Genomic DNA, 23,195 nt, shown 5'->3' with positions numbered 1-23,195 from the left:
TTTAGTCGACAAATCAACGCTTCCTCTCGGTGGAGCTCTACTAATACAAAGCGCGGGTGGGAAGATAAGGCCGGTTGACGCTTTTTTCGCAAGAATCACATTGCCATCTGCGACGCGATACGTGCTCATTCGTATTTCGAGCGAGATCAAGCCTTTAACTCGAGAGGTCATTATGGTTGTCTGCGAAGGCCAGCTGAGCGGTCAGTTCAATGGTTTTGAGGATCAAAATACCGTCTTCGAATTCCACGGCGGTCAAAAGTGGAGGCAGGCGCTGTACTACTACTATTACTACTACGCCTACATGCCCAGGGCGAAGGTGGTCAGGGATGGCGGCAGGTACATCCTCCACGTTTCCGGTGTACAACCCACTGTGGAGGTGACGCCAGTATGAAAGACTGCGGCGTCACGTCTTAGCTTTGCCTTGGCTCGATCTCGCCGTGTTAGCGGATTTTGCCAGCGCCACATGCAGCCGGTAACTGCATACCCTTTCGGCGACTTCCAAGAGTTCGTCTAGTGACTTGATGGACAGCTCAGGGAACGACAGGGGGCAGCCTCTGACCTCGTTGACCTTAAAGCCAACATCACAGGGCGTGTGCTTATGCTCAAGCCAAAGTACGCGGTTGTCGTCCTCTTTAGGAATGCCACTTGGCATAAAGCGTTGCCAGTAAGTCGCAAGGTCATCACCATCGCGTGTCAGCTCGTTGACCCGCGATCTCGAGATACGCCGGCAGTCCGGCTGACAGACGTCAGTGAGCTCCGCCGCAATGGCGTTGAGGATAGGTTCGAGAATGATCTTGAGCACTTCATCCGGCAGTGGCACGCCGTTGCGCTCCGCGACTTCCGTGCGAATCAGTGCTGCCACTTCAAGTGGTGTTGTATGGCGTAGGGCAATCAAGATGCAATATGTCAAAGCTTTGAACAGAGGGGCCTGATTTGCTCCAGCCCGAATGATGCGGGAAAAAAGGTAGAAAATGTTTGCAAGCGCGTAATGCGTGGTCTCGAGAGCGTCTTCCCTTGATGCGGCGGCTCCCCACGGCCGCTGCTCAAGTGTCCGATTCGCGCACTCGTTAACGATGAGGGCAAACCTTTCCAGCGGCCCTATCTCTACCGACTCTTTTTCGCTCCATAGATCTTCCAGAACCTTAGCGGGGGCAAATTCCAGGCGATTCCAGAATCGAGAGCTCATTGCCTGAAGCCTGCCTTGAAGGCTTAAAGACTCATTGAATAGCCTCAGCGCGACGCTGGGCTGACGTGAAATCAACTGCTCGAGTTTCGTACTATCCCAAAGCTGAATTTGAGGTCGGCTGTGAGATCGGTTCCAGTGCTTCGCCCAGTCAACGGTAGGGTTTGAAAAAGTGGTGTTGGTAACCACTACGAGGATTTCTACCTGTTCGTAGCCCATCGCATTCACCGCGGCATTCTTCACGGCTTCCGGTTCCAGTGTGCCTTTGCGACCTTTACATTCGAACCAAAAAAGCTTGGGTGAAAGGTCGCCATCGGGCGAGGGCACCAAAATTTTGGCCTCTAGATCCCTTCCGCCATCTGAAGCGCCGCCACCGCTTCCACCTACTCGCCACTCAATATCCTGGGCGCCCATGGCCTCAAGGAGCCAATAGACACACTCCTCAAGGTCTCGAGCTTTTAGATCTTCAAAAGGTATGGATGCCGGGATCACCCAGTCAATTTCTTCGGTAGGCATGGCACTAGGCTCGGGGGATATGGGCGTTAGGGTAGGGCAGTTTGACGGTGGGTTGAGGAAACATAGCCACTCACCGGCACTCATAGGCATCGTCGGCGCGTTTTCAGCATTCCAACTTAGAGCCCAATTTACCTCAGGTAGCTAAAGTCTGTGCGTTTACCCCCTTACTGGCAAAATGGTATCTTTGAGGTTCAGCCGCACTCATGCGACGGTCATTCCAGGAGGTAGTAACACATGGGTGCACTTCAGCGTTCCCCGTTCCTTTCCGCAGCTGCAACGCCGAGGACAGGGGATGACAAGATTCCTGGGTATTACTCGCCCGAGCTGGACATGTGGGTGGTTGATACCCCAACCGGCGTAAAACCCGTGATCTCGCAAGGCGCACTCAGCCAGCTGCTCACCAAGACCAAGGTCAACGCGGAGCAAGATGATGAGGCTCCTTGGCATCTGGAGTTGATGACCAAGACCTATCAGAAAGTGGAGTCAGACGATGAGCCTTCCAATGGCCGCGATAGCCTCCTCCAGCTGATGACCAAGACCGACGCTGCGACTGAGCGTGATGATCGCAGCGACGTCAGCCATCTCCTGGAATTGATCACGAAGACAAACGTGGAGCTCGAGCACGACGACAATGGGGATCCGACCTTCGGGCTTGATACTCGATACTACGAAGGTTGATGGGGTTGTCTTGATGTTGCTTCTGGTAACCAATCGTCGTGACATCACCATGGATTACGTGGTCGCTGAGTTACGGCGGCGCGAAATACCGTATTTCCGGCTTAACACAGAGCTGCTCCCCCAAGCGCTGTCCTCGATGGCCAGTCATCCCCGAAGTGCTTGGACGATCTCTATCGAGGGGCGGCGGGTCTGTGGCGACGACATCACTGGCGCTTACTTTCGTAGACCAGGGGCCCCTATCATTCCGGATTCTGTTACGGACGAAGGCGAGCGTGCATACGTCGCAGCGGAGTGGAGCAGCTTTCTCAAAAGTCTCTATAGCCGCTTGGAAGGCTTGTGGCTCAATTCGCCTAACACGATATTTGCCGCGGAGGATAAACCTTTGCAGTTGATGCTAGCGCACGAACTTGGCTTTAACGTTCCTCCAGTGACGATCACCAATGACATCCGTTCCGTAAGGACAATCGCTGATACGTCCCAGGCCGTGTGCAAGCCGTTACGCCAGGCGGTGCTCACAGAGGCGAAGAAGGTCAGGTTGCGCCGAACCTGCTGAAGCGGAAGTTCAATGCCAAAAGACCAAATCAGAAATGGGTTACGGATGTGACGGAGTTTCGGGTCGGCGGGCAGAAGCTTTACCTCTCACCGATACTTGATCTCTACAATGGCGAAATCATCGCTTTCAAGACAGCCAGGCGCCCGCTGTTCGATATGGTCGGCGGAATGCTACGACAAGCCTTTGAACGGCTACGGCCACGCGATGAACCAATCCTGCATTCTGACCAAGGATGGCAATATCGAATGCCTATTTACCGTCGCGTCCTGAGCGAGCGAGCAGTGAAGCCGAGCATGTCTCGCAAAGGAAATTGCTATGATAATGCGGCTATGGAAAGCTTTTTCGGCACCTTGAAGTCGGAGTTCTTTTACCTGAACAAATTCAGCAGTCTTGATGAGCTTGAAGCAGGGATAGAGGGGTACATACACTACTACAATCATTCGCGAATCAGGCTGAAGCTGAGTGGCCTAAGCCCTGTGGAATACAGGACTCAAGCACGGCGGGCATAGAAGGCGTCCAACATTTCGGGGTCAGATCAAAATAGGCGGACACCATCGCCCTTAATTCCGGATTTCTGAAGGTGTGTTCGCTGGCCGCTTACTCTATAGCAACGAACGGCTCTACATGTGTTGTCTGTTAAGGCTTCCTGAGTGTCTGGCGAAAGCACGTTCAGAATTCCCTGACTACAGTCGTTCGCCAAGCTTATTTTCGATTTGGCAAAAGCGGTGCGACAACAGGGCATCACCCTTTTTGTGACTTCACGGGCAACGTGCCGGCAGGGCATATCCCCGAGAATCTGGTGTTGTTCTCGACTGCCAAGGATGGGGTTTCGCGAGCTGTTCGCGATCTGGTTTGCAAGGGCATAGCGCTCCATATATTCGAGCAGCGGGATATTCGAGCAATGCGGGAGTGGTTTTTTCGGCAGAAGCAGCAGTCCCAATTCGTAGTGACACTGGAGCCCGGACTGCCTACCTGGTTGGAGTCACTGAGGCGCTACTGCCACTGGACTCCGCGCAGCTCGGCCAGGCATTTTGCCCTTACGGATGATGTCTTTAAAATCCCAGCCTTCGATTTTAAAGCTGCAGCAAGGACGGAGCTCACACTCAGGTATCAAGCTGTCTTGAAGGAAATGTTTGATAAAAAAATCTTCCTGCACGGTGTGAGTACCAGGATCGAGAAAATGGCCACTGATTTTCAGGGTAAGTCAGTCTTTGATCCGACGGCTCTTGCTGAGCACTATGGTTTGACACAAGATTTGGCTGAATTTATTTGCGTCAACCACGCACCCCTCGCCAAACTGGGAAACGATCATGCTCCACTAACAAGTCTGAAGAACATAAAGTATCTTTTGGCATTTGCTGCCTTGCTCTTGTTCATGTCAGATTGGGAGCTAAACACTGCCGTAGGGAAATTTGCCCGGATAGTCTCCGCATCAGTTCCGCTTGATGAGACCTTGGGTAATGTTATGGGACTCAACCCGTTTCACGACTTCGAAGCATGGGCAATGCTGAAGACCCTTCAAGAGCTTTCGAATATTAAAGTGCCGGCGATGACCGTAAAGGAGGAACTGGAGGCATGGATCACAGATGCCCGTCGTAGGGCGGGCCTTTATCCTCCAGAATCCCCGTGAGCCGGTCTAGTCGAAAGCTTCCGGCTCATCCAAAAAATCTTCCGCGATATGCAACGCACTGATGTGCTGATCGTGAACGATTGCATTGTCACAGGTACAGTCAGAAGACGTCGCCTCCCGTGCCCAGACTCCGTTCGACTGTTTTCGATATGTCCATCCTCTGGTAAAGCCCGCGCCTGTCAGCTCAAGTCCTGGGTGTTCGACTGTCAGCTCACATACCTCAAACAAGCCCGGCCCCCTTGGCATGACACCGACCCCTTTTTGATAAAGCGGCAAATGGCCCAAGCTCGCATGTTTGATCAGAACGGGTGCCTCGAATGCCACCGTACCGTTCTCCTCCACCAGCTTCTCTATACTTGGGAAGAGAAGGGGTCTTGCTTGCTGGACTGAGCCGTAAAGCACCATGTCTGGAATCTCAACGAAAATTCCCCCTTGAGAATCGCCATCTACGGAGTCCTGCGTATCCAGGATCCTGGTACCGCGGTAGAAGGCAATCTGCGCAGGCGCTATTTTTACGAAGCTTGGATGATACTCAGGTAGTTCCAGAGTTCGCTTGAACGCGGGAAGACCCGGGAGCGACGACGCAGTTTTGATCTCTTCCCACGGCAAGCCCAGCAGTGCCTTGAGCATCGGATCTTCAGCGGGAGAAGGGAAGAGGGTGTTCGTATCAGTTAATCCGCGACTGGCCGCATAAACCTGAAGTATTTCGACGGGCACAGTTATCTGCGCCAGATAACAATCTTGGGGTATCGGATTATGCAGCGGGCCTAGCAGCCAAGCTGACTGTGCAACCGTCCTAGGTCTTGAGCCTGCCACTGAAAGTGTTGCGAGATCGACTAAGCCCACCTGCGCTGCGGCATGCTTGCTCAAGATATAGACATGGCCTTGACCCTTCGCGGGTGCATAGCGGGCCATGCGCTTTCTGAGCCACACAGCGCGTTCATCGCAGTCCTCGCTAACCTCCAGATTCACGGCCTCGGAGTATGAGTGGCTAGCAAACCAGGCCGCCACACCTGGGTTGGATGTGCAGTCGACGTAGAACGAGCGCCAACCATAGTGCTGAAGCAAAGCCTGCTGAAAACCGAAATCAGCTCTGTGTTTGACGATGAAGGTATCAAGGACATTCTGGGAGTAACGGCACCATTTGAGCATCTCACTGGGGACGCACCCCTTCCGGTCGAACGATGTGCCAACCGATGGCGCTCCGGGTTCGCCGTAATGGGATGTCTGTCCACGGAACAACACGTCCGACCCGAAGCTCGCTATAAGCGCATCGAACTCGCCAATGGTGTTTGCTACACATTGCTTCAAGATGGCTCCATTGCGCCTTCAGCGCTTGGCGTTGGATGTGGGCTAGATCGTAGTGCAGTCTGAGTCGTACGTAGCAAGTTTGTACATGCTCGACTGAACGACCACGGCGCAAGGTCAGCTGTTTCTGCAGGGAGCTTGTTCTCAACCCTTTGAGACCAAGCCTTTGGTTTCAGCTCCAGCCCCAGATGCATCTCTGCTTGAACGCAACGCAATTCCCCCGAAGGAAACGCTTGCATCCACATACCGCAACGCCGACTTCATATCCTTCCAGCCCACATAGCTCATCAGCCCCTTGATGTCCCACCCGTTGGCCGACGCCCAGGTTGCAAAGCCTCGTCGCATCGAATGGGCGCTGTACAGCTCTTCGGGGAGCCCGGCTTCCTTGAAGATTCGGCGCAGCATGGGAATCAAGCTGTGAGGTTGGATGGCCTTGTCGGCCAAGTTCCCCCAGCGATCCAGGCGGCGGAAGACAGGCCCCTTCGACAGGCCTGCAACGGTGATCCAGTTTATATAGGCCTCGACCGGGCAGAGCATAGTTAGCGCCGGCGTCTGAAAGGTTGTCCCCTCGTGCAGGCGATCACCCTTGGTGTGCGGCAGGAAGAACGTGATGCCTTCACCGCAATAGGCTTTTGTGTTCTCCACCGTGAGCCTGGCCAGCTCATCCCCGCGAAACCCACGCCAGAATCCGATCAGCACCATGGCCACCGAGCGACGGTGGCGCAGGAGCGTCTTGTAGTCGCCGCGATCGAGCGCGGCGGCGGCTTCTGCTTCCAGCCACTTCACGGCTTGTTCGAGATGCGTGAGTAAGAGCGGCGCGGCCTGCTTGACCTGGGCGGGATGCACGACACGGATGCCCTTGATCATCTGGCGCACGTTGGGCGTCTTTGTCGGGTCTGGGAATCCTTGAGTGATGTGCCACTGCGCCAGCGCGGCCAACCGCTGCTTGAGGGTGCTGATCGCATGCTTGTCGGCGTATTCAGCCAGGTAGCGAACGATGCCGTCGCCTGTAGTGGGCAGGTAGCCGCCCCACGTCACTTCGAAGTGCTCGATCGCAGCCCGGTAACTTTTGCGGGTGTTCTCCCGTGTACCTGCCTTGAGGTACCGGTCAGCCTTGTCCATCACGTTTTGCCTTCAAAATCGGAGTGATTTCAGCATTCCACACTTCCAGCGGCAGCTAAACGCCTTTTTGAGAGTGAAGAAGCCATAAGACATTATTATAGCTTTTTAGGAAGAGCATGATAGAGCCACCAGTATTGTGATAAAGTGCTACGTAAATACATGACACGTAACACACAACGAAATCGTAGGAGCTTCCATGGCGCGCGGCGGCATAAACAAGGTAGTAGTGCAAAAAGCTCGGCAGTCCTTGCTCGCCAAGGGCATGTACCCGAGCATTGACGCCGTGCGCGTTGAGCTGGGTAATACAGGCTCGAAGACCACGATTTCCCGGTATTTGAAGGAGATAGAATCCTTCGATCCGCGCCCGCCGTCCTCCCGGGAACGGATGGGAGAAGAGCTCTCAGCGATGGTTGGTAGCCTTCTGGATCGGCTTATGGAGGAGGGCGACGAGTCGATCGAACAGGCTCGATCAGCCTTCGATTTGCAGCGCGTGGGGCTCGAGGCGCAAATTGCTAATCTACAATCGGAACTGACCGGCGCACGCAGGCAGCTGGATACACAGCAAGCAGCCATTGAGGCTCAAACCGCTGACCTTCAAACCACTCAGTCTTCGCTTCAAGCCGAGCTGACGCGTAACGCTGGCATCAGCCAGCGCTGTACTGACCTTGAAGCCCTGGTGGTCGATAGGGACAATCAGATCCAGTCCCTCGAAGAGAAGCATGTTCATGCGCGTGGTGCCTTGGAGCACTACCGGGAATCCGTGAAAGAACAGCGCGATCAGGATCAACGCCGACATGAAGCTCAGCTGCACGAATCTCAGGTCGAGCAACGAAAGCTTCGCGAGTCGCTGGCCATCAAACAGGATGAGTCAACCAGACTCAACCGCGATAATGAACGTCTCCTCGGCGAATCTCGCCAACAGGCTAGGACGCTTCAAGCTCAGGTTGATCAGGTGCAGAAACTCACTGCACAGGTGCATGCCTTGGCGCTGGCCGAGGCTAGGGCAGGGGCGATCATCGAGCACCACCGAACTAAAGCCAATGAGCTCAATGACGAGCTCAAGGCCCTGCACATCTCGATGGCACAGGGTGCTTCCCGCGAATCAGAGTTGGCTAAGCTTGTTACAGACTTGAAGGTTCAGCTTGAGTCCGCCGAAACGGCCCGTCAGGCCCTAGAGGACTCGTCGCTCTCAGTCGATCAGGCTGTTTCAGCGACTCAGGATGCGCCAGTGCCTAAGGGCATACAAACGAAACGAAAGAGGTGATGGCGATGGCACTTGCCTCCCGTACTAAGCGACAAGCTTTAGCAGGAAAATGTGACCATCAACGAGCGCACCAAAGGATGAACCAGCTAGTCACTGCCGGCCGGCTGACCGTGTTGCTGTCCTGAACAGTACAGGATCGCCACGAAACGCTAGCATCTTCTAACTCGGATCGTTACTGAGTTACCCACGACTCCAACGAGATGCGCCGGCATCATATGCGCAACGCCTGCTTTCTGAATGCCCCCAAGCTTGCCACCCACTCACGCGAGATCGCGTGAAGCGTTTCGGCAAGATCACGACAACACTCAGGCGTGAAAAATGGCGGCAACCCCTCTTTCTCCACTTCGAACACTTCACCGTTACGACCTTTTCCCTGCTTGCGATCGAATCGACATTTCCACCCGTTAACCACCCGGGACTTGGCTGCTTTGGGTTATGTCTTTGCCATCCTGATTCGCATCCACTGCGTGAGTATTTCTGCCAGGCCGCGAGAAATGCTCTGGCTATGGGGGTGCTTCGGAGCCGGTTGGTTCTCGCTATTATCTTGGCTGAGCCGCCGAGCTCCATTCCGATCATTTTTATCACCAAAATTTACAGAAAGGGCAGCTGGATCAAGGTACTGTATGAAAAATACCAAAACCAAAATGGACAATGTATTGGAACGAATCCACATCATAGGTGGCCCGGGGAGCGGCAAAAGCGAGCTGGCAACGCGGCTATCGGCGTTAATGCCGGCGCCGGTCGTTCGCTTGGACGAGATTGCCTATAATGACGCTGCATTGGGAGCTTTTAGCAGCACCACTGATAGAGACCTTAGGTTGCGCCGGGTAGACGAATACAGCCAGCAGTCGCGGTGGATTGCTGAAGGAGTCTATTTCAGTTGGTTAGGGAAAAGCTTCCGTGAAGCACAACACATCATTGTGTTGCAGACGCCCGTTCACATAAGAGCCCACAACATCCAGCAGCGACTCAAGGCATTGCCTGATAGCGCCACCAAACGGGCACACCTTGAGCACTTGCTGCGCAAAAATGATGAGTACGACGAGCTTTTCGAGAGTAGGATCTCTGGATTTATGAGCCCCTTTGAGGTTAAGATTTGCGTCTTCTCAGGCCCCGGTAAGGCCTGTAAACATTTTAAGCGTCTTCTAGCTGGCTAGGGACGCGACGACTACCTGGATGCGGGGTTTCGAAAGCCCCTATCTCCCTGATTGTATTCAGCCTCGTTTCAGTGCTCGTAGCTGCCGTTGTTTTTGAGCGGTGCCCAAACATTTTGATGGTAATCAACGCCATTAAGGAGGGTAGTTTTATGGAAACAGTATGGAACCTAGATCTGTACGAATTCTTCAAACCAGTAGGCCCAGTTGTTCTGAATATCATGGCGGGAGTGACAGCGGGTCTGGCATCCAGCCGCTTTGGATATGCTTGAGTCAGTTAACGGTTAGTGATGATTTTCGTCAGCTATCTCATCCACTTGATACTCCCCCAGAACGCAATGTCAGCCTACGTTGAGCAAGGCGACCTCTCAAGCATCAAACTCACGAGTTAGAGATACGTGATTAACGTCTTTGCGATCAACTATCTCAGCCTGATCGTATTAGCACGGTCGAGCCCTCCGGAAGCTAACTGAGGAGAATGGGCTGCGGCCTCTGCCCACCCAGGGGGAACTCCGCGAACTTTAAACCGGACGGAGGAAGCGATGATGCCTACTGGGGTAAACTCCTCCGGATTGCGCAGCTTTTCCAAATGGCATCAGCCGATTTCCCGCTTTGCTTTACGGCCCTCTTGCGCCGTTGCGTGTCCCGGTTAAGGATCAGCGTGCACAAGCTTTCGGGTGGGGCGCCGACCTTACCAAGCCTGATGAACACAAGCGTGAATGCGCGCTATTGATGCCTTTATAAGCATCTACACTGGTTGAATGTGGCCTAGTCGCCAAACCTGCAGGCGCAAGGATGCTTAATGGCACAGTTGATCAATAATGCCCTATCAGAATTGCTTTCCAATGGATGGGCAGCTTTTCAACTTCCTAACGATGACGCCGTTGCAATAGAGCAAGCTGCCCTCGAGATTGCTGTTCTCCTTGGACAGCCCAAGGCTACACGGCGCCACGGGCCGCTTATCGATGAGCTGATCCCGACTAACAAGCACGCTGCGAATCTACGCTCGCTCAGCGCCCGGTACGGCCTTAATCCATTTCCATGGCACACCGACGGGGCCCACTGGGGTACCCCACCACGGTACCTCGTTATGGGGTGCTTGGAGGCTGCCCCGCGCACTGCCCAAACTATCTTTTGTGAAGGGCGTGCCTTCGAGCCCTTGAATCTAGAGGAAGCACGGTCGTCGACATTCAGGGTCACTAATGGCAGTAACAGCTTTTACACCGCTGCCCGGGACAGTGCTGATCGTTACTACAGGTTTGACCCTGGCTGCATGACCCCGATGGATGCCGGCGCTCACAAGATCGTGCGCGCAATCGATCTTTTTGAGCCCGAAGACCAGCATGCAATCACTTGGCAAGCCGGGACGTTCCTACTGCTTGATAACTGGCGTTTTATACATCGCCGTGGAGCTGCACAGGGAAGCACTGAGCGGAAGCTCCTCAGGGTCACCGTAATGGAGAGAATGAACCATGGCTAACACAGGGAATAGCGGCAAAAAGCCGCGCAAGGAAGTGCCTTCAGCAATCTCGGCGGAGGCCTTGCTAGGTAAATCGCGGCTCTACGCCACGCGAGCGCTGCAGGCCAAGGCGTCGAAGGATTCGGAGGTCTATCAGATATGGGCAGCCCTAGCCCTTGAGCTTCTTGGTAAAGCTCAGCTTGCGGCGATTCATCCTAGCCTAGTCGTGGAGACCGACAATCCCAATAGCCTTCTGGAGGCGAGCGGTGTCGAGACGGATACCAAAGTGAAGACCATTGGTGCTCATGTGGTTTTCGCGCGCTTAAAGCACACGGTGGCAAAGTTTGGGACACCGCATGCCAAGTCATGCGAATTGATCTCCTCGCGCCGGAACGCCGAGCTTCACTCGGGCCAGGCAGCCTTCGCTGGCGTGGCGGATAGCGACTGGGAAGGGGGGTTCTGGGCAACATCCGAACTCATACTGGCATCCATGGGGATGGAGCTAGAAGATTGGGTCGGCGGTGAATCCAAAATCCCCGCCGCCCTTGCTAAAGACTTTCACACGATCAAAGTCCAGGCGGCTAAACAGAGCATCGCAAATGCCCGAGCAACCTTTGAAAAACCTGATGAGGTATCGGGATCTTCACAGCAGAAACCTAAAAAGCGTTCTCCAAAGGACGTCAAGGCACTGCGAGAGCAATCACAAAGCCTCAGCTGGTGGACGTATCGAGACGCTTTCAGATACGTCCTGGATAGCCACTGGGACGTCTCGTGCCCTGCGTGTGAAAGCAAAGCCTTCCTAGCGGGCGATCGCATCCACGAAGAAGTCATCGAGCAGGATCATGAAAGTGGGTACGAAACCATTGAGCGGTACTCCACACCCGTCGAGTTCTACTGTCCAACTTGCGATTTGCATCTGGAGGGTTCAGAAGCGATGAAAGCTGCAGACTTTGATGAAGAGTACGTTGAGCAAGATGACCGAGAGATCGAGTATGAGCCAGACTATGGGAATGACTAGGTTCTGGACAGACCGAATACATCCTGCTGGAAAGCTAAAACCATCGGGACGCGGTGGAAAGAGGACGAGGTCGCCCGAGCCGGACACAAGGTTTGGTGACAAATAGCTGAGTCCGAGCTCTTTCTACCGCTGCGTGTTGAACAATTGCGTCATGCGCTTATTACGCCGGCGGAAGGCTGTTAGCAAGCGGAGCGCACAGGCGTTCGGCCGTTGACACAAGGATGCAAGCCCGGACGGCAAGATCCGACGTAGTCGGGGCTTGGTTCACAACAGACGTGCCGGAGGGCGTGCCCAATTTGCTGGAATGCGTGCGTTCGACGTCAAGCGCGGTGTCCTACCGGAACTACCTCCTCCCGATTATCCGTTGCCGGACTGTGTGTACCTTGGTCATCTGGGCGTGTTTCGCCGGCATCATGAGCTGTGCTGATGCTTACAAAGGACATAAGCCCGCGCGGTTCCGGGAGGAACCGACCGAATCGTCTAGCACCAATGGACTTTTCATGGCATATAGCTATGCGCATCCAGGGAGGGATGGTGAAGGCCAGGTTGACGCTAAGCAACCCTCTCCCAGCCACGAAATCAGGTGAGGGCAGCGCTGTGTATCTTTCGGGTTTGAAAATCGAAAACTTCCGCCAGTTCGGCCAAGGTGGCCATGCATTGAACATCCAGTTCAACGAAGGCGTGACTGCCCTCGTCGGGGAAAACGACGCAGGTAAAACAGCAGTCATCGATGCGATCCGCTACGTTCTGCAAACCCGTGATGCTGAGTATCTCAGGTTGCAGATCGAGGACTTTCACATTGCCAACGATGGTACCCAGGCGGAGGCCATCACCCTCAGGTGTACGCTGGAGGGATTGAGCTCTGCGGAACTTGGCGCTTTCGCTGAATACGTGACCTACAAGGGCGGCGCTGGAAGATTGTACGTTCACTGGTCAGCTCGCCGAATCGTCGCCTCTGCCTCAACCCGCAAATGGGTCGACATCTCGGTTCGTTCGGGTGAAAACGGAGAGGGCCCATCTCTGGACGGAGGGGTACGGCAACTACTGGCCACCGCATACCTGAAACCGCTGCGCGACGCAGAGCGGGAGATGTCCCCGGGTAGAAACTCCCGCCTGTCCCAAGTACTGAGTAATTTCCCCAATATTGACGCCGGCAGCGCATTTGATCCTGCGGTGCTCCCAGCTGACCTCGCTAACGCTGAAGCCCTCAGCATTGCCGGCATGGGCGACTATCTCCGTCACCTGGTGAACAGCCACGGCGCCATTGTCTCCGCGCAGAAGGAAATCAACGACACCTACCTGCGTCCGCTATCCCTTGCAGGCCAACCTCTGACGAGTCGTATCGGTTTCGGAGAGGCGGGAACGGATCCCGCCAAACTTAAGCAGATCCTAGAGCGACTCGAACTGGGGCTGCTGGATCACGCCACAGGTGAAGCCCGCGGCTTTTATGGGTTGGGCTCGAACAACGTGCTGTTCATGGCCTGTGAGCTACTGCTGCTTGGTAGAGAGCCCGACGGACTTCCGCTACTTCTCATTGAAGAACCTGAAGCTCACTTGCATCCTCAGCGTCAGCTCCAGTTGATGGAGTTTCTTGAAGCCGCGGCTCAGCCAACTACAGGCTTGAGGCCGGTTCAAGTCATTTTGACTACTCACAGCCCCAACCTGAGCTCGAAAATTCCATTACAGAACCTGGTTCTGATGCAGCGGCGGCAGGCGTTCTCACTCGCGAAAGAGCAAACCTGCCTGGCTCCCGACGACTACCGCTTCCTCAGTCGTTTCCTGGACGTCACCAAAGCGGGTCTGTTCTTCGCCAAGGGGCTGCTAGTAGTGGAAGGCGATGCCGAGGCCATTCTGCTGCCGTCGCTTGCTCGGCGACTTGCCAAAGATCTCACCAAGCATGGCGTATCGATCATCAACGTGGGCGGTGTTGGCTTGCGGCGGTATTCGAAAATCCTGCAGCGACAAGACATCTCCAAGGGCGAGATATCCGTGCCTACCGCCTGCATTACGGACATGGACGTGATGCCGGACTGTGCTCCCGAGATTTTGAGCCTGAGGGGGGTAAAGGGGGCTGTATGGCCAGACAAAGCCGATCGACGCTGGCGCGCGATGAAAGACTTCGGTGCCACTCTGCCTGAACTTGAAAAAGGTCTCAAGGAGCACCGCGAGAAGCGAGCAGAAAGTGATGGGCAATGCGTGCGCACGTTCGTTGCGGATCACTGGACGCTCGAGTACGACCTGGCGTTCAAGGGGCTTTCGAAGGAAGTCCACCACGCCGCATACCTGGCCATCAATGAGGAAAAAATCGATGAGCACAAGGAGACCAAGGTCACGCTGCTGAAGAAAGCGCAGACAGCCTTCGACAAGATCCAGACCACCTATGCAACCGAGGATGCTCGGTGTTCCGCGATCTACAAACTGTTCAAAAGGGCCTCTAAAGCGATCGCAGCTCAGCACCTGATCGATTTGATCGACGAGCGATTTGAAGCTAGTACCCTGGACGCCACGACACTGCGGGGGCTGCTGCCAACTTATGTTGTCCACGCGATCGAGTACGCAACCGGAGGTGCCGCACTGACCACAACCTCCAGCCCGGCTCACGCCCTCGTGGTGCCGACAGCACCTGCAGGCTCTGCTGATCCGCTGGAAGAGGTCTCCGAATGACGCTTAGACAACTGGTTGCCCCCATCACTGATGCCGATGTGGACTGGGTCATCAAGCTCATGGGGCTAGAAACGCTCGACATGCCCCGCCGTGATTTCTTGAAATGCATGGATACCATCGATGTGGCGGCTTGTCCGGGGAGCGGCAAGACGACCCTGGTCGTCGCTAAACTGGCCATCCTAGCTCGCCATTGGAAGAGCCGTATGCAGGGTATCTGCGTGCTTTCGCACACCAACGCGGCCCGAGAAGAGATCGAGAAACGCCTCGGCGGCACCGAAGTCGGTCAACGGCTGCTTCGATTCCCTCACTATATCGACACAATCCACGGTTTCACCGGGCGATTCTTGGCTTCGCCCTGGTTGCGCTCGAAAGGGATTGCACTGCAGGCCATTGACGATGACCTCACGCATAAGGCACGCCGAAGAAAGCTGACGGATAGCGAGCATTTCGGTGCAAAGACGGCCTTTGAGATGAAGCACAAAAGCCTCCACAGCTTGCGAGTCCGGTCTGCCGATTTCGATCATCCACTCGGAGATGAAGATATCGGTTTTGCGCCACACACCGCCACCTACAAAAGTGTGGTGAAATCGCTGAGCGGCGCTGCCAACGCGGGTTATTTCTGCTTCGATGAAGTGTTCGTGCTAGGCCACGCCTTACTCGAACAAGAGCCGGCTGTGGGCGGCGCATTGCGTCTGCGCTTCCCGTGCGTGTTGATCGATGAGATGCAAGACACCCAACCTGACCAGGCGGGCATACTGCAACGGGTTTTTCCCCACGATGACCCAGATGTTCGCGTCATCCGCGTTGGCGACCCAAACCAGGAAATCTTCGAGAAGAAGACACCACTGTCGGATCCGTTCCCTGACCCAAAGCGTCAGTTGGAGATCGCCAGCAGCTTCCGCTTTGATCAGGCCATTGCATCGATTGCCAACCCGTTTGCCTATGTCCCGATCACGGATGGCTTGAAGGGGCTGCGGGCTGCAAGGCAACCCAGCACCATCCCGAACACGATAATCGTCTTTCCGGACAAGGATGCAACCGGAGTGCTGGACGAATTCGGCAAGCTGGTGCTGAAACATCTACCGGAAGATATCCGCGAGAAGGGTGTGTTCGCCGTCGGCGCCGTGCATCGGCTTGAGAACTTCAAACCGAACCAGTACCCGAAAGCCTTGGAACATTATTGGCCATCCTATCGGTCTGACACGACCAAGACGGCGTTCAAGTCCCGCACATTCGCCGAGGGCGCACATATCGCACGTCGATATGCGATGAAGGAGCCAACGGCCAATTCCGCCGTTGAGCTGCTGGCCTCGTGTCTGATCAACCTCGGTGAGCTGGCTTTCCCTCGTAGCCTGGTTCAGATACGAGGTCGGCACCAAGCCGCTGTACATGAGAAATTCACGACCAAGCCAGAAGCCTTCACTCAGTACCGCGAGTGTCTCCAGCAGATGCTGTTTGTGCCGTCCGAAATCACGCAGCAGGACTGGGTCAAAGTCATCGCACCGAAACTCATGGTGCTGGCTGCCGCGCTCTATGATTCTGAGGGTGTGGCAGCTGAACTCCTGGGTCGCCAATACCTTGCCTATGAGCCTGCTCCAGTTGCCACCGAAGCCGGAGAAACAGGGGGATCACTTGTAAACACCTACCGGTTCCAGGATGTCTCCGCCGGCGTCGATATCCGGATGTCATCCATTCACTCGGAAAAAGGCAAGACACACGCAGCGACGATAATCTTGGAGACCTTCAGGGGCAGCCACTTCATTCAGAAACTCATGCCATGTCTTGAGGGCAAAAAAGCAAATGCCAAGAGGCCTCAGGAAACAGCGAAGAAAGACATGATGCTGATGTACGTGGGGATGACCCGTCCGTCGCACATGTTGTGCTTGGCCATACGCCAGAGTTCATTGGGGGAGGGCGCAACAGGGGATAAGCGCAAGGCGGCGCTCGAGAAAGCTGGTTGGTCGATTCTGGAGCTTCCAGCACCAGCACCTATGCCTTAGCAGGGGGCAGCGTCCAGCTATATTGCCTGGAAGCGCATAAGATGATGGATGCTGGTGGTATAGCTCCTGCTCATCATCTCGCGTTTCATGGCCCACGTCGCTTCAATCGGCATCCGTCCGGAGTGCAAAGCATTCTTGCCGAACTTCACGTTGATGCGATCTAGTACACGCATTAGCTCATCCGTCTTGGCGGGCTGGGACGGCGCGAATAGATCGCCTGTGAATTCGCCACGCTTGCGAAGATCCATCAGCAAGATCTCCGCCTTGCTGTATCGGTACCCATCGCGCCAGACGACCTCCAATCCCTCCATCGCCGCCCGAGTCAGCATCAACACATCGTCAGTCGGGTAGGGCGGATAGCACATGACCGAGTTCGCGTACTTCGGCCCGTCGCCAAATGGTGATGTGAGCACAGCAACCCGGAACACGGCGGTCAGGGACTGTTGCTTGCGAAGCTTCTGGGTCGCCCGGTGCATGTAGCTGGCCACAGCTTCTCGCATAGCCTGAAGGGTCGTCACACGCTCACCAAACATTCGGGACGTGCAGATGGCCTGTCGGTCAGGCTCCGCTTCCTGCAGCTCAATGCAAGGCTCACCGGTGAGCTCGCGCACTGTGCGCTCGAGCACGACGCCGTACCGCTGGCGAATCGTCTTGGGATTGGTGTTTGCGAGCTGCCAGGCTGTCGTGACCCCGTCGGCCTCGAGCCGTACCGAGATTCGTCGACCAACGCCCCAGACCTCTTGCGTCGGCATCCGTTTGAGGAGCCATTCGACCGCATGGTCTGCGCGCAAGTCGACCAAGCCGCCGGTGCGTTCCTTGTACAGTTTGCTCGCGTGTTGCGCCGCCTTGGCCAGGGTCTTGGTGTGGCCAATACCTATGCCCACCGGCATGCCCGTCCAGCTCCGTACACGCGCTTGGATCTGCCGCGCGAAGTCCCCAAGGGGTTCCGCAATGCCAGTGAGCTCCGCAAAGCTCTCATCGATTGAATAGACCTCGACCCGCGGAGCCAAAGATTCGATGGTGCGCTGCACGCGTGAGGAGATGTCACCGTACAACTCGTAGTTGCTTGAGAAGGCGACGACACCTTTTGCTTTCAAAGCATCCCGGATCTTGAAGAACGGATCGCCCATCTTGATTCCCAGCGCCTTTGCCTCGGGTGTTCGGGCAATCACGCAGCCGTCATTGTTGCTGAGTACCACGACCGGGACTTGCCGAAGCTCGGGACGGAACAGCCGCTCACACGAGCAGTAGAAGCTGTTGCAGTCCACCAGTGCATAGGTGGGGCGCTTAGGGGACATGGAGGGTCAGACTCCAGGTCACCACACCAAAGACTTCGATCTCCTCGAGGCCCTGGATCGGAGGGTACTTGGGTTGTCGGAGCTCAGCATCCAGCCACCATTGAGCTGTCGATCCAGGCGTTTGACCACGGGTTGATTGTCGATGTAGGCGACGACCACATTCCCAACCTGCGGCGTCCGTGCTCTGTCGATGACGAGCTTCGTCCCATTCAAAATGCCCGCCGGCGACATGCTGTCCCCCTCGGTTTCACCGAGCCAGACGAGCGGGGCTCTGAGGTCTATCACCGCTTTCAAATACCACGACCTTTAGGTTTTCTTCCTTCTCGATGTTAGCGTGCGTTCCGGATTTTGCTGTGAAGGACAGTCTGGCGGATGGCCGACTGCAAAAAGTACTGGGCTCCTGCTTGGTAGGCGGGAGTACCTTCCACGTTGTGTGGCCTAGCAGCCGGCAGATGGCTCCGAAAGTGAGGGCGTTTGTCGATTTTGTCGTGGAGCATTTCGCAAAGGGACTCGTCCTTTAGAACTATCGACCATATTCAGAGGGCAGGCAGCTGCTTACGACGTCTGCTAAGCGTTAGCGGGGGTAGGGTGCTCAAGTCCTACTGGGTGCCCCACTCGACAAATCCTGTGGGGACGGTATGGTCATATGCCAGCCCACGGTAACTGCTTCCAACGGTTTGGCCTGTGCGAACTCATTAGGTAAACCCATGATTTCAGCTGTTGTCTTTGACGCCTTTGGCACCCTGGTCGACCTCCGAAGCAAGCGTCATCCTTTCAGGCAATTACTCAAGGAAGGAATCGTCGGTGGCCGCCGAGCCAGCCCGGAGGATTTGCGGGTGCTGATGAGCAACCCATGGTCGCTGAAGGACGCTGCGGATCAACTGGCCATCCGCGTATCGCCCACTCGCCTGCAAGCACTACAGGAAGATCTGGATCGCGAAGTCGCATCGATCACTGCGTTCGAGGATGGCATTGAGGCGGTTGCTTTATTGCGCGCAGAGGGCGTGCGAGTGGGCATATGCTCCAACCTTTGTGAGCCTTATGGGGCAGCTGTCCTTCAGGCGTTTCCTAATCTCGATGGCTACGCCTTTAGCTATCAAGTCGGTGCGATAAAACCGGACGCCGTGATCTACCAGTCCATCTGCAATGCATTGCAGGTTAAGCCTGGGCACCTGTTCGGCGATCAGCATGACCAGATCGCGATGGTGGGCGACTCGCTGAAATGCGATCAAGATGGGCCCAGGGCAGTAGGGATGCTTGGGTTTCATTTGGATAGGTCGGGCAGGGGGGCCGTGCGGGATTTGGTTCAATTTGCGCAGCTGGTTATTGAGTCAAGACGCGGTCATGGTAAGGGCGGGTTTGAGGACAGGGGGACTCAACAAACGGCGCAATGAAAGGGCTAATACCAAACCAGCTAGAGGATGCCTGCCCGATCAATCCTGAGGAGATGTAACGAAGCAAGCTGAGCGCGCAGACACGCTCATGGGCCCGAAGGGCCAATACATCGACGAAGTCGGGCGCCTGATTCACGACCGACGTCGTGGTGTATGCGATCACATCTGAAAATAGTGAATCTTCTCAAGTCCTAGGATGCCGTAGGAATTTCGGATGTTCTCTTCGGTTGGTTCCTTATCTCGCAGCCAACGAACAGGAATGTCTAAATAATTCGCCCAACGCACGCCTTGCTTGAACCGTATCCATTGCTTGGTCTTCGCCATTACCTCCAGGTACTGGTTAACCAGCGAATACTGCAGGTCTCCGGCGGAGTACTTAGCGAGCTGGAAGGCTGTAGCGTAGTGGCTGGATGCAGAGTCATAGTCCTCTTTTCGATAGCACACGATGCCTTTCAGCCAATGCACTAGCCAAGGGAGACGTTCAGCGACACCTGCCGACTTCATCTCTGCATGTAGCGTTTCTACTGCTGACAGGGTCACGCCTGAGCCATTTCTCATGGCCAGGGCTCGCTGCAGGTAGTGATCAAACAGTTCAGGCTTATCAATTCTCCAACGAGAGATGCCATCCGACCGAACCCTGGCTGCGTAGGCACCGTAGTGACTCTCAATCCATTGAACGACGTCGTCGGGGACGTGGCCGTCGTCATCTCTGTGGCTCAGCAAGAGCTCGCTCGCATTGTGGCGTTTGCTCTCAAAAAAGGCCCAGAAATCTGGGGCCGTCTTTATCCCAAGCTCCACCCGTTAAAATGCTTCGGCCTGACCTCTTTTATCTGTTCCCACTTCCACAAGATGATGGGCCAGTCTCGACGCGACCTCTTCGTTGAGTTGGCTCATGTACTCATTGATTTCAGCCCTTATCCAGCCGTAATAGAGTCGGACTTGTCTCAGGATATCGATGAGGTATTCAGTGCCAAGGTGCTCCTTGATATCTTTCGAGATGCATGTGGTGATCCTTGCGATGACGGCGCAGGTCACGATGCCGTCTTGAAGTCTTCGCTCAACGGGTCTCCCGATCGACGACAAGGCTTGAAACGAATCATCCAGGATGCTCACAAGCGTCGGCACAGATGGCAGGTGCTGTCCGTTTTTCCAACTCCTCGCAGCCCGCTCATTCTGCTTAAGCTTCGTCGTATCACCGGCCACACCGATTGGATCATGGAAAGTGGCCAGGGTGAGACCGCAAGAGGCGTAAGCCCAGGCGAGCACTTTATCCAACGGAGTTGAAAGCTTGCCCTCTACGCTGGAAGGGAGGTACCAGCAGGGCTCCATAGGCTGGGGGGCAGCATAGATATAGCCTTGGAGTACCACCCAGTTGCGCGACAGTGACCTCACCGCAACGTCAACGGCATAGCTAGTCAGGAAGAAGCGCGTGGTGTCCCGTTTAGTCATCATGGTGCCCATGCTTTTGACCATGGACGAGTATGACCAATACAGCTCATTGAGCAGGTCTCGAATCTGCTCTGCCCAAAAGGGGCAACGAATATAGCGCCCCAACGAATCGGTCAGCAGCTGAGCAATGTCTTCAAAGGCTTCTTGTAGGTTGCAGTCCTCCTTCGCCAGCCGCTGCATACGCTTCTGGTAGGTTTTGGCCGTGCTTTCATCAAACTCTGTTTCGTCATCTCGGTTACGGGCTTTACGGGGCATTACGCCGCAAGCCGCCACGGCGTATTGAGCAACATCGCCAAGGGTAGGGGAGGTGTACTGTCGTTCCATCGATAATGCCCCGAAGCCGCTATTACTTATTGCTGGTTAGGATTGAGTTGCTTGCCCCGATTGCCATGCACTCGAGAGTTGGTGATGTTTGACCCGCTCGTTCCTTTGTTGACGTTGAGGGTATCCGAGCGATGGTTCGCCTGGGTACGTTGGGACGAAGACTGCTGCGAGCCGGAGGTTTTCTTAGTCATGGTGAAGCTCCTGAGAGGAGCGCTTCAGGGTGGCTGCATGCGCTCTGTGGTTGGTGCACTCAGGTTAACCAGCGAGCGAGAGCGTCTCTAGGTCGAAATTGGCGACGTGTTTTTCTGATAGCCGCAGCGGCGAGGTATTCGACAGCGCTTCCAGCTCTAGTCGGGCGGCCAACTACAGTTTGCTGATCAGCTTTTCAAGCTGAGCATGCTCCCAGGTACTTAGAAGCTCTAAAGGGTCAGTACCAAATTGGGAAATTGCAACCCATTTGACCAGCCATTTGCATTCGACTTGACCAGTCGTTTGCATCGGAAGTGACCAGGCATTTGCATTGGACTTGACCACTCGCCTAGCGAGTCATTTGAAAGGCTAAAGCAGCGGTACTGGTGGCACTGTCTGTGGCGCGCCATCGATGATGCACATCCATCCCCAAGTTCTCAGTGCCGACGTCTTCTTAAACTCCTCGACCAGCTCGGCCGCAATTTCCCCTATGTCCGTCCGCAACTCGAACTGAGGGCGCATTGCGTGCAAAACGTCAATTCCCATGTCCCCGGCAAGCAGCTTGCACATCAGCTTATTACGAAGCTTCCAAGGTAGGGCTTTTCCGCGCCTTTCCGGATGCTGGTAAACCATGGTGTTCAAATGCGCCGACGCGTGGATGTAGTCAGCGCTGCTCATCCAGATATGCAGATGGGCAGGCACTCCAAGGGGTAGGACGTTGAACACGAGCCAATCGATTAGGCCAACGGCAACACCGCGCGCTTGAAGCTCCATTGCCAGCATCAGAAGTACTTTGTGCAAGGTGCCTGCTGCCTTGATAGCAACGGTTTTTCGACCTAGGAGATCTGCTTCGACCACTATCGCGATCAACGCAGCGAGGGCATCCAAGCTTGCCCTGCGTTCGAGTTTTTCGAGTAGAACTTGAGTGATTGGTTCGCGCTGAACACTGTCCCAAATCATGTTGCTGGTGCTGCGATAAAGCACCAGTTGGACATCGGTATTTAACGCACGGAAGTAGCTGTCGAAGCTGATTTTCTGTTGCCGGGAGATCAGCTTCATCAAAGTCCATATGGGATGATTCAGGTCGCGGGACGATCCAGGTGCTAGCAGTTCCACCCTACTCAAGGTCTTGGCCTTGGGGGAGATCATTTTCTGTTCGTACCTAGACCACTTGCTTCGGTAATGCCGGATCGTGCCATTCGTATTTCTTCGAAATGACTCTTTTTCGAAATACAGCTCAAGGGCATAGGCAGTTTTGAGGCCTGTCCGCTGCCTCAGTCCTTCGAACCAGTAGCCCACTGCGAGCATTTCCACTGTGTTGCTTCGGGGGCGGCTATTTTCCGGAATTTGTTCGCGCAAGCTGCCTGCGAACTCCGAATAAATGTTTGCAATTCTCTTAAAATCAGACACTTAAAAATCCCCGAACGATCTTTGTACCGTAAAAAATGTAGAAGTCTTACGGCTGGAGCGCAAGGGGGCGGTTTATTACTATCAACTGTGACCAAACCGGACATTAAGTGCGATGCGCGAGCCCCTTGAAATCCAATTTCTGTCATTCGAATTAGAGCTCGACCTCAAACAGCGATATGGCCTGATGGTGGGTGGCAGCGCGCTGTGGAGAGAGTTGGGTTACACATCGTACGACGCGTTTCGTAAAGCTAAACAGCGAGGGACAATTGAGGTGCCGCTATTTGAAGTGCCTAATCGTCGGGGGTTCTTTGCTCTGTCCAAAGAGGTCGCTTGGTGGATTGCTACGCAGCGCTGCGCACGGCAGCAGGCCGTATGAACTAAGCATATGAGGAGTATCACAATGAGATCAGGATAGGAGCTAGCCGGTGGATTTGGAGCACAAAAAAGCCCAGGGGTGGAGCCCTAGGCTTTTTTGATGGTGTTAGGTTTCAGCCCTACGCGCCGTCATTCTGTGTTCCCTCGCGTTCGGCGTCAAGTCGATCACATTCCGTTTGTCTGCAATTTTCACACGGCGCGACCTGT

General features: G+C 55.0%; 22 protein-coding genes and 1 pseudogene. 14 read left to right on the top strand and 9 right to left on the bottom strand.

Annotated elements, in window-relative coordinates; genetic code table 11:
• Positions 1-121: 121 nt before the first annotated feature.
• Positions 122-391: a hypothetical protein gene (locus tag QWI20_RS12515; protein WP_369305722.1), complete on the top strand. Its 270-nt coding sequence runs from the start codon at positions 122-124 to the stop codon at positions 389-391.
• 12 nt (positions 392-403) lie between these two features.
• Here QWI20_RS12515 and QWI20_RS12510 read toward each other — a convergent pair whose 3' ends face one another.
• A complete protein-coding gene (locus QWI20_RS12510) occupies positions 404-1,699 on the bottom strand; it encodes a restriction endonuclease (RefSeq protein ID WP_369305721.1) in 1,296 nt (431 codons plus the stop codon).
• A 234-nt stretch (positions 1,700-1,933) separates the two neighbouring features.
• Here QWI20_RS12510 and QWI20_RS12505 point away from each other — a divergent pair, with 234 nt between their 5' ends.
• From QWI20_RS12505 to QWI20_RS12490, 4 genes and pseudogenes are all read left to right on the top strand, one after another.
• Positions 1,934-2,377, top strand: coding sequence for a hypothetical protein (locus tag QWI20_RS12505; RefSeq protein WP_369305720.1), 444 nt, complete (start codon positions 1,934-1,936; stop codon positions 2,375-2,377).
• A 13-nt stretch (positions 2,378-2,390) separates the two neighbouring features.
• Positions 2,391-2,930 carry an MvdC/MvdD family ATP grasp protein gene (locus QWI20_RS12500; RefSeq protein ID WP_369305719.1) on the top strand — a complete coding sequence of 180 codons (540 nt, stop codon included), beginning with the start codon at positions 2,391-2,393 and terminating at the stop codon, positions 2,928-2,930.
• Positions 2,894-3,439: pseudogene (locus QWI20_RS12495) on the top strand (IS3 family transposase); the annotation flags it as partial. The gene QWI20_RS12500 and the pseudogene QWI20_RS12495, both read left to right, overlap by 37 nt.
• 290 nt (positions 3,440-3,729) lie before the next feature.
• Complete coding sequence (locus QWI20_RS12490; RefSeq protein ID WP_369305718.1) at positions 3,730-4,560, top strand: hypothetical protein; 831 nt, start codon at positions 3,730-3,732, stop codon at positions 4,558-4,560.
• Between the two features lie 6 nt (positions 4,561-4,566).
• Here the strand turns inward: QWI20_RS12490 and QWI20_RS12485 are convergent, their stop codons facing one another.
• Positions 4,567-5,871 (bottom strand): FRG domain-containing protein, encoded by a 1,305-nt coding sequence (locus tag QWI20_RS12485; protein WP_369305717.1) that lies wholly within the window; start codon positions 5,869-5,871, stop codon positions 4,567-4,569.
• 141 nt (positions 5,872-6,012) lie between these two features.
• Positions 6,013-6,990 (bottom strand): tyrosine-type recombinase/integrase, encoded by a 978-nt coding sequence (locus QWI20_RS12480; RefSeq protein ID WP_369305716.1) that lies wholly within the window; start codon positions 6,988-6,990, stop codon positions 6,013-6,015.
• Positions 6,991-7,186: 196 nt separating this feature from the next.
• Here QWI20_RS12480 and QWI20_RS12475 point away from each other — a divergent pair, with 196 nt between their 5' ends.
• The 6 genes from QWI20_RS12475 to QWI20_RS12450 all read left to right on the top strand — a co-directional run bounded on the left by QWI20_RS12475 (position 7,187) and on the right by QWI20_RS12450 (position 16,549).
• Complete coding sequence (locus QWI20_RS12475) at positions 7,187-8,254, top strand: DNA-binding protein (RefSeq protein WP_369305715.1); 1,068 nt, start codon at positions 7,187-7,189, stop codon at positions 8,252-8,254.
• Positions 8,255-8,877: 623 nt separating this feature from the next.
• Positions 8,878-9,411: a hypothetical protein gene (locus tag QWI20_RS12470; protein ID WP_369305714.1), complete on the top strand. Its 534-nt coding sequence runs from the start codon at positions 8,878-8,880 to the stop codon at positions 9,409-9,411.
• A 799-nt stretch (positions 9,412-10,210) separates the two neighbouring features.
• Positions 10,211-10,888 carry a TauD/TfdA family dioxygenase gene (locus QWI20_RS12465; RefSeq protein WP_369305712.1) on the top strand — a complete coding sequence of 226 codons (678 nt, stop codon included), beginning with the start codon at positions 10,211-10,213 and terminating at the stop codon, positions 10,886-10,888.
• Positions 10,881-11,885 carry a hypothetical protein gene (locus tag QWI20_RS12460; protein WP_369305711.1) on the top strand — a complete coding sequence of 335 codons (1,005 nt, stop codon included), beginning with the start codon at positions 10,881-10,883 and terminating at the stop codon, positions 11,883-11,885. Before QWI20_RS12465 ends, QWI20_RS12460 begins: the two co-directional genes overlap by 8 nt.
• Positions 11,886-12,398: 513 nt before the next feature.
• Entirely contained in the window at positions 12,399-14,549 is a 2,151-nt protein-coding gene (locus QWI20_RS12455) for an ATP-dependent endonuclease (protein WP_369305710.1), read from the top strand.
• Positions 14,546-16,549 (top strand): UvrD-helicase domain-containing protein, encoded by a 2,004-nt coding sequence (locus tag QWI20_RS12450; RefSeq protein WP_369305709.1) that lies wholly within the window; start codon positions 14,546-14,548, stop codon positions 16,547-16,549. Before QWI20_RS12455 ends, QWI20_RS12450 begins: the two co-directional genes overlap by 4 nt.
• Before the next feature lie 17 nt (positions 16,550-16,566).
• Here QWI20_RS12450 and QWI20_RS12445 read toward each other — a convergent pair whose 3' ends face one another.
• Positions 16,567-17,847 (bottom strand): Y-family DNA polymerase, encoded by a 1,281-nt coding sequence (locus tag QWI20_RS12445; protein WP_369305708.1) that lies wholly within the window; start codon positions 17,845-17,847, stop codon positions 16,567-16,569.
• A gap of 18 nt (positions 17,848-17,865) precedes the next feature.
• On the bottom strand, positions 17,866-18,078 hold the full coding sequence (locus QWI20_RS12440; RefSeq protein WP_369305799.1) for a S24 family peptidase: 213 nt from the start codon (positions 18,076-18,078) through the stop codon (positions 17,866-17,868).
• Between the two features lie 95 nt (positions 18,079-18,173).
• On the opposite strand from QWI20_RS12440, the gene QWI20_RS12435 reads away from it, so the two are divergent.
• Both QWI20_RS12435 and QWI20_RS12430 read left to right on the top strand, forming a co-directional pair.
• Positions 18,174-18,368 carry a LysR substrate-binding domain-containing protein gene (locus QWI20_RS12435; protein ID WP_369305707.1) on the top strand — a complete coding sequence of 65 codons (195 nt, stop codon included), beginning with the start codon at positions 18,174-18,176 and terminating at the stop codon, positions 18,366-18,368.
• A 186-nt stretch (positions 18,369-18,554) separates the two neighbouring features.
• Positions 18,555-19,241 carry an HAD family hydrolase gene (locus tag QWI20_RS12430; protein ID WP_369305706.1) on the top strand — a complete coding sequence of 229 codons (687 nt, stop codon included), beginning with the start codon at positions 18,555-18,557 and terminating at the stop codon, positions 19,239-19,241.
• 159 nt (positions 19,242-19,400) lie between these two features.
• Here QWI20_RS12430 and QWI20_RS12425 read toward each other — a convergent pair whose 3' ends face one another.
• The 4 genes from QWI20_RS12425 to QWI20_RS12410 all read right to left on the bottom strand — a co-directional run bounded on the left by QWI20_RS12425 (position 19,401) and on the right by QWI20_RS12410 (position 22,613).
• On the bottom strand, positions 19,401-20,039 hold the full coding sequence (locus QWI20_RS12425) for a hypothetical protein (RefSeq protein WP_369305705.1): 639 nt from the start codon (positions 20,037-20,039) through the stop codon (positions 19,401-19,403).
• A 3-nt stretch (positions 20,040-20,042) separates the two neighbouring features.
• A complete protein-coding gene (locus QWI20_RS12420) occupies positions 20,043-21,014 on the bottom strand; it encodes a hypothetical protein (RefSeq protein ID WP_369305704.1) in 972 nt (323 codons plus the stop codon).
• 26 nt (positions 21,015-21,040) lie between these two features.
• The gene (locus tag QWI20_RS12415) at positions 21,041-21,205 is read right to left on the bottom strand and encodes a hypothetical protein (protein ID WP_080053232.1); all 165 of its coding nucleotides are present in this window, start codon (positions 21,203-21,205) and stop codon (positions 21,041-21,043) included.
• 367 nt (positions 21,206-21,572) lie between these two features.
• Positions 21,573-22,613, bottom strand: coding sequence for a hypothetical protein (locus tag QWI20_RS12410; RefSeq protein ID WP_012723149.1), 1,041 nt, complete (start codon positions 22,611-22,613; stop codon positions 21,573-21,575).
• Between the two features lie 112 nt (positions 22,614-22,725).
• Here QWI20_RS12410 and QWI20_RS12405 point away from each other — a divergent pair, with 112 nt between their 5' ends.
• Positions 22,726-22,989 (top strand): hypothetical protein, encoded by a 264-nt coding sequence (locus QWI20_RS12405; protein WP_012723150.1) that lies wholly within the window; start codon positions 22,726-22,728, stop codon positions 22,987-22,989.
• Positions 22,990-23,195: the final 206 nt, after the last annotated feature.

It is taken from the genome of Pseudomonas sp. W2-17 (assembly GCF_041060445.1).
GTDB lineage: Bacteria > Pseudomonadota > Gammaproteobacteria > Pseudomonadales > Pseudomonadaceae > Aquipseudomonas.
Note: the sequence above shows the minus strand (reverse complement) of the source record. Positions and strands in the feature narration are given on the sequence as shown.

Bases quoted from the DNA above. Each gene is read 5' to 3' on its own strand.
- QWI20_RS12480 (WP_369305716.1), bottom strand. From the start codon at position 6,990: ATGGACAAGGCTGACCGGTACCTCAAGGCAGGTACACGGGAGAACACC.
- QWI20_RS12445 (WP_369305708.1), bottom strand. From the start codon at position 17,847: ATGTCCCCTAAGCGCCCCACCTATGCACTGGTGGACTGCAACAGCTTC.
- QWI20_RS12405 (WP_012723150.1), top strand. From the start codon at position 22,726: ATGCGCGAGCCCCTTGAAATCCAATTTCTGTCATTCGAATTAGAGCTC.
- QWI20_RS12500 (WP_369305719.1), top strand. From the start codon at position 2,391: ATGTTGCTTCTGGTAACCAATCGTCGTGACATCACCATGGATTACGTG.
- QWI20_RS12435 (WP_369305707.1), top strand. From the start codon at position 18,174: ATGTTAGCGTGCGTTCCGGATTTTGCTGTGAAGGACAGTCTGGCGGAT.
- QWI20_RS12475 (WP_369305715.1), top strand. From the start codon at position 7,187: ATGGCGCGCGGCGGCATAAACAAGGTAGTAGTGCAAAAAGCTCGGCAG.
- QWI20_RS12505 (WP_369305720.1), top strand. From the start codon at position 1,934: ATGGGTGCACTTCAGCGTTCCCCGTTCCTTTCCGCAGCTGCAACGCCG.
- QWI20_RS12420 (WP_369305704.1), bottom strand. From the start codon at position 21,014: ATGGAACGACAGTACACCTCCCCTACCCTTGGCGATGTTGCTCAATAC.
- QWI20_RS12415 (WP_080053232.1), bottom strand. From the start codon at position 21,205: ATGACTAAGAAAACCTCCGGCTCGCAGCAGTCTTCGTCCCAACGTACC.
- QWI20_RS12470 (WP_369305714.1), top strand. From the start codon at position 8,878: ATGAAAAATACCAAAACCAAAATGGACAATGTATTGGAACGAATCCAC.
- QWI20_RS12450 (WP_369305709.1), top strand. From the start codon at position 14,546: ATGACGCTTAGACAACTGGTTGCCCCCATCACTGATGCCGATGTGGAC.
- QWI20_RS12440 (WP_369305799.1), bottom strand. From the start codon at position 18,078: ATGTCGCCGGCGGGCATTTTGAATGGGACGAAGCTCGTCATCGACAGA.
- QWI20_RS12510 (WP_369305721.1), bottom strand. From the start codon at position 1,699: ATGCCTACCGAAGAAATTGACTGGGTGATCCCGGCATCCATACCTTTT.
- QWI20_RS12430 (WP_369305706.1), top strand. From the start codon at position 18,555: ATGATTTCAGCTGTTGTCTTTGACGCCTTTGGCACCCTGGTCGACCTC.
- QWI20_RS12465 (WP_369305712.1), top strand. From the start codon at position 10,211: ATGGCACAGTTGATCAATAATGCCCTATCAGAATTGCTTTCCAATGGA.
- QWI20_RS12460 (WP_369305711.1), top strand. From the start codon at position 10,881: ATGGCTAACACAGGGAATAGCGGCAAAAAGCCGCGCAAGGAAGTGCCT.
- QWI20_RS12455 (WP_369305710.1), top strand. From the start codon at position 12,399: ATGCGCATCCAGGGAGGGATGGTGAAGGCCAGGTTGACGCTAAGCAAC.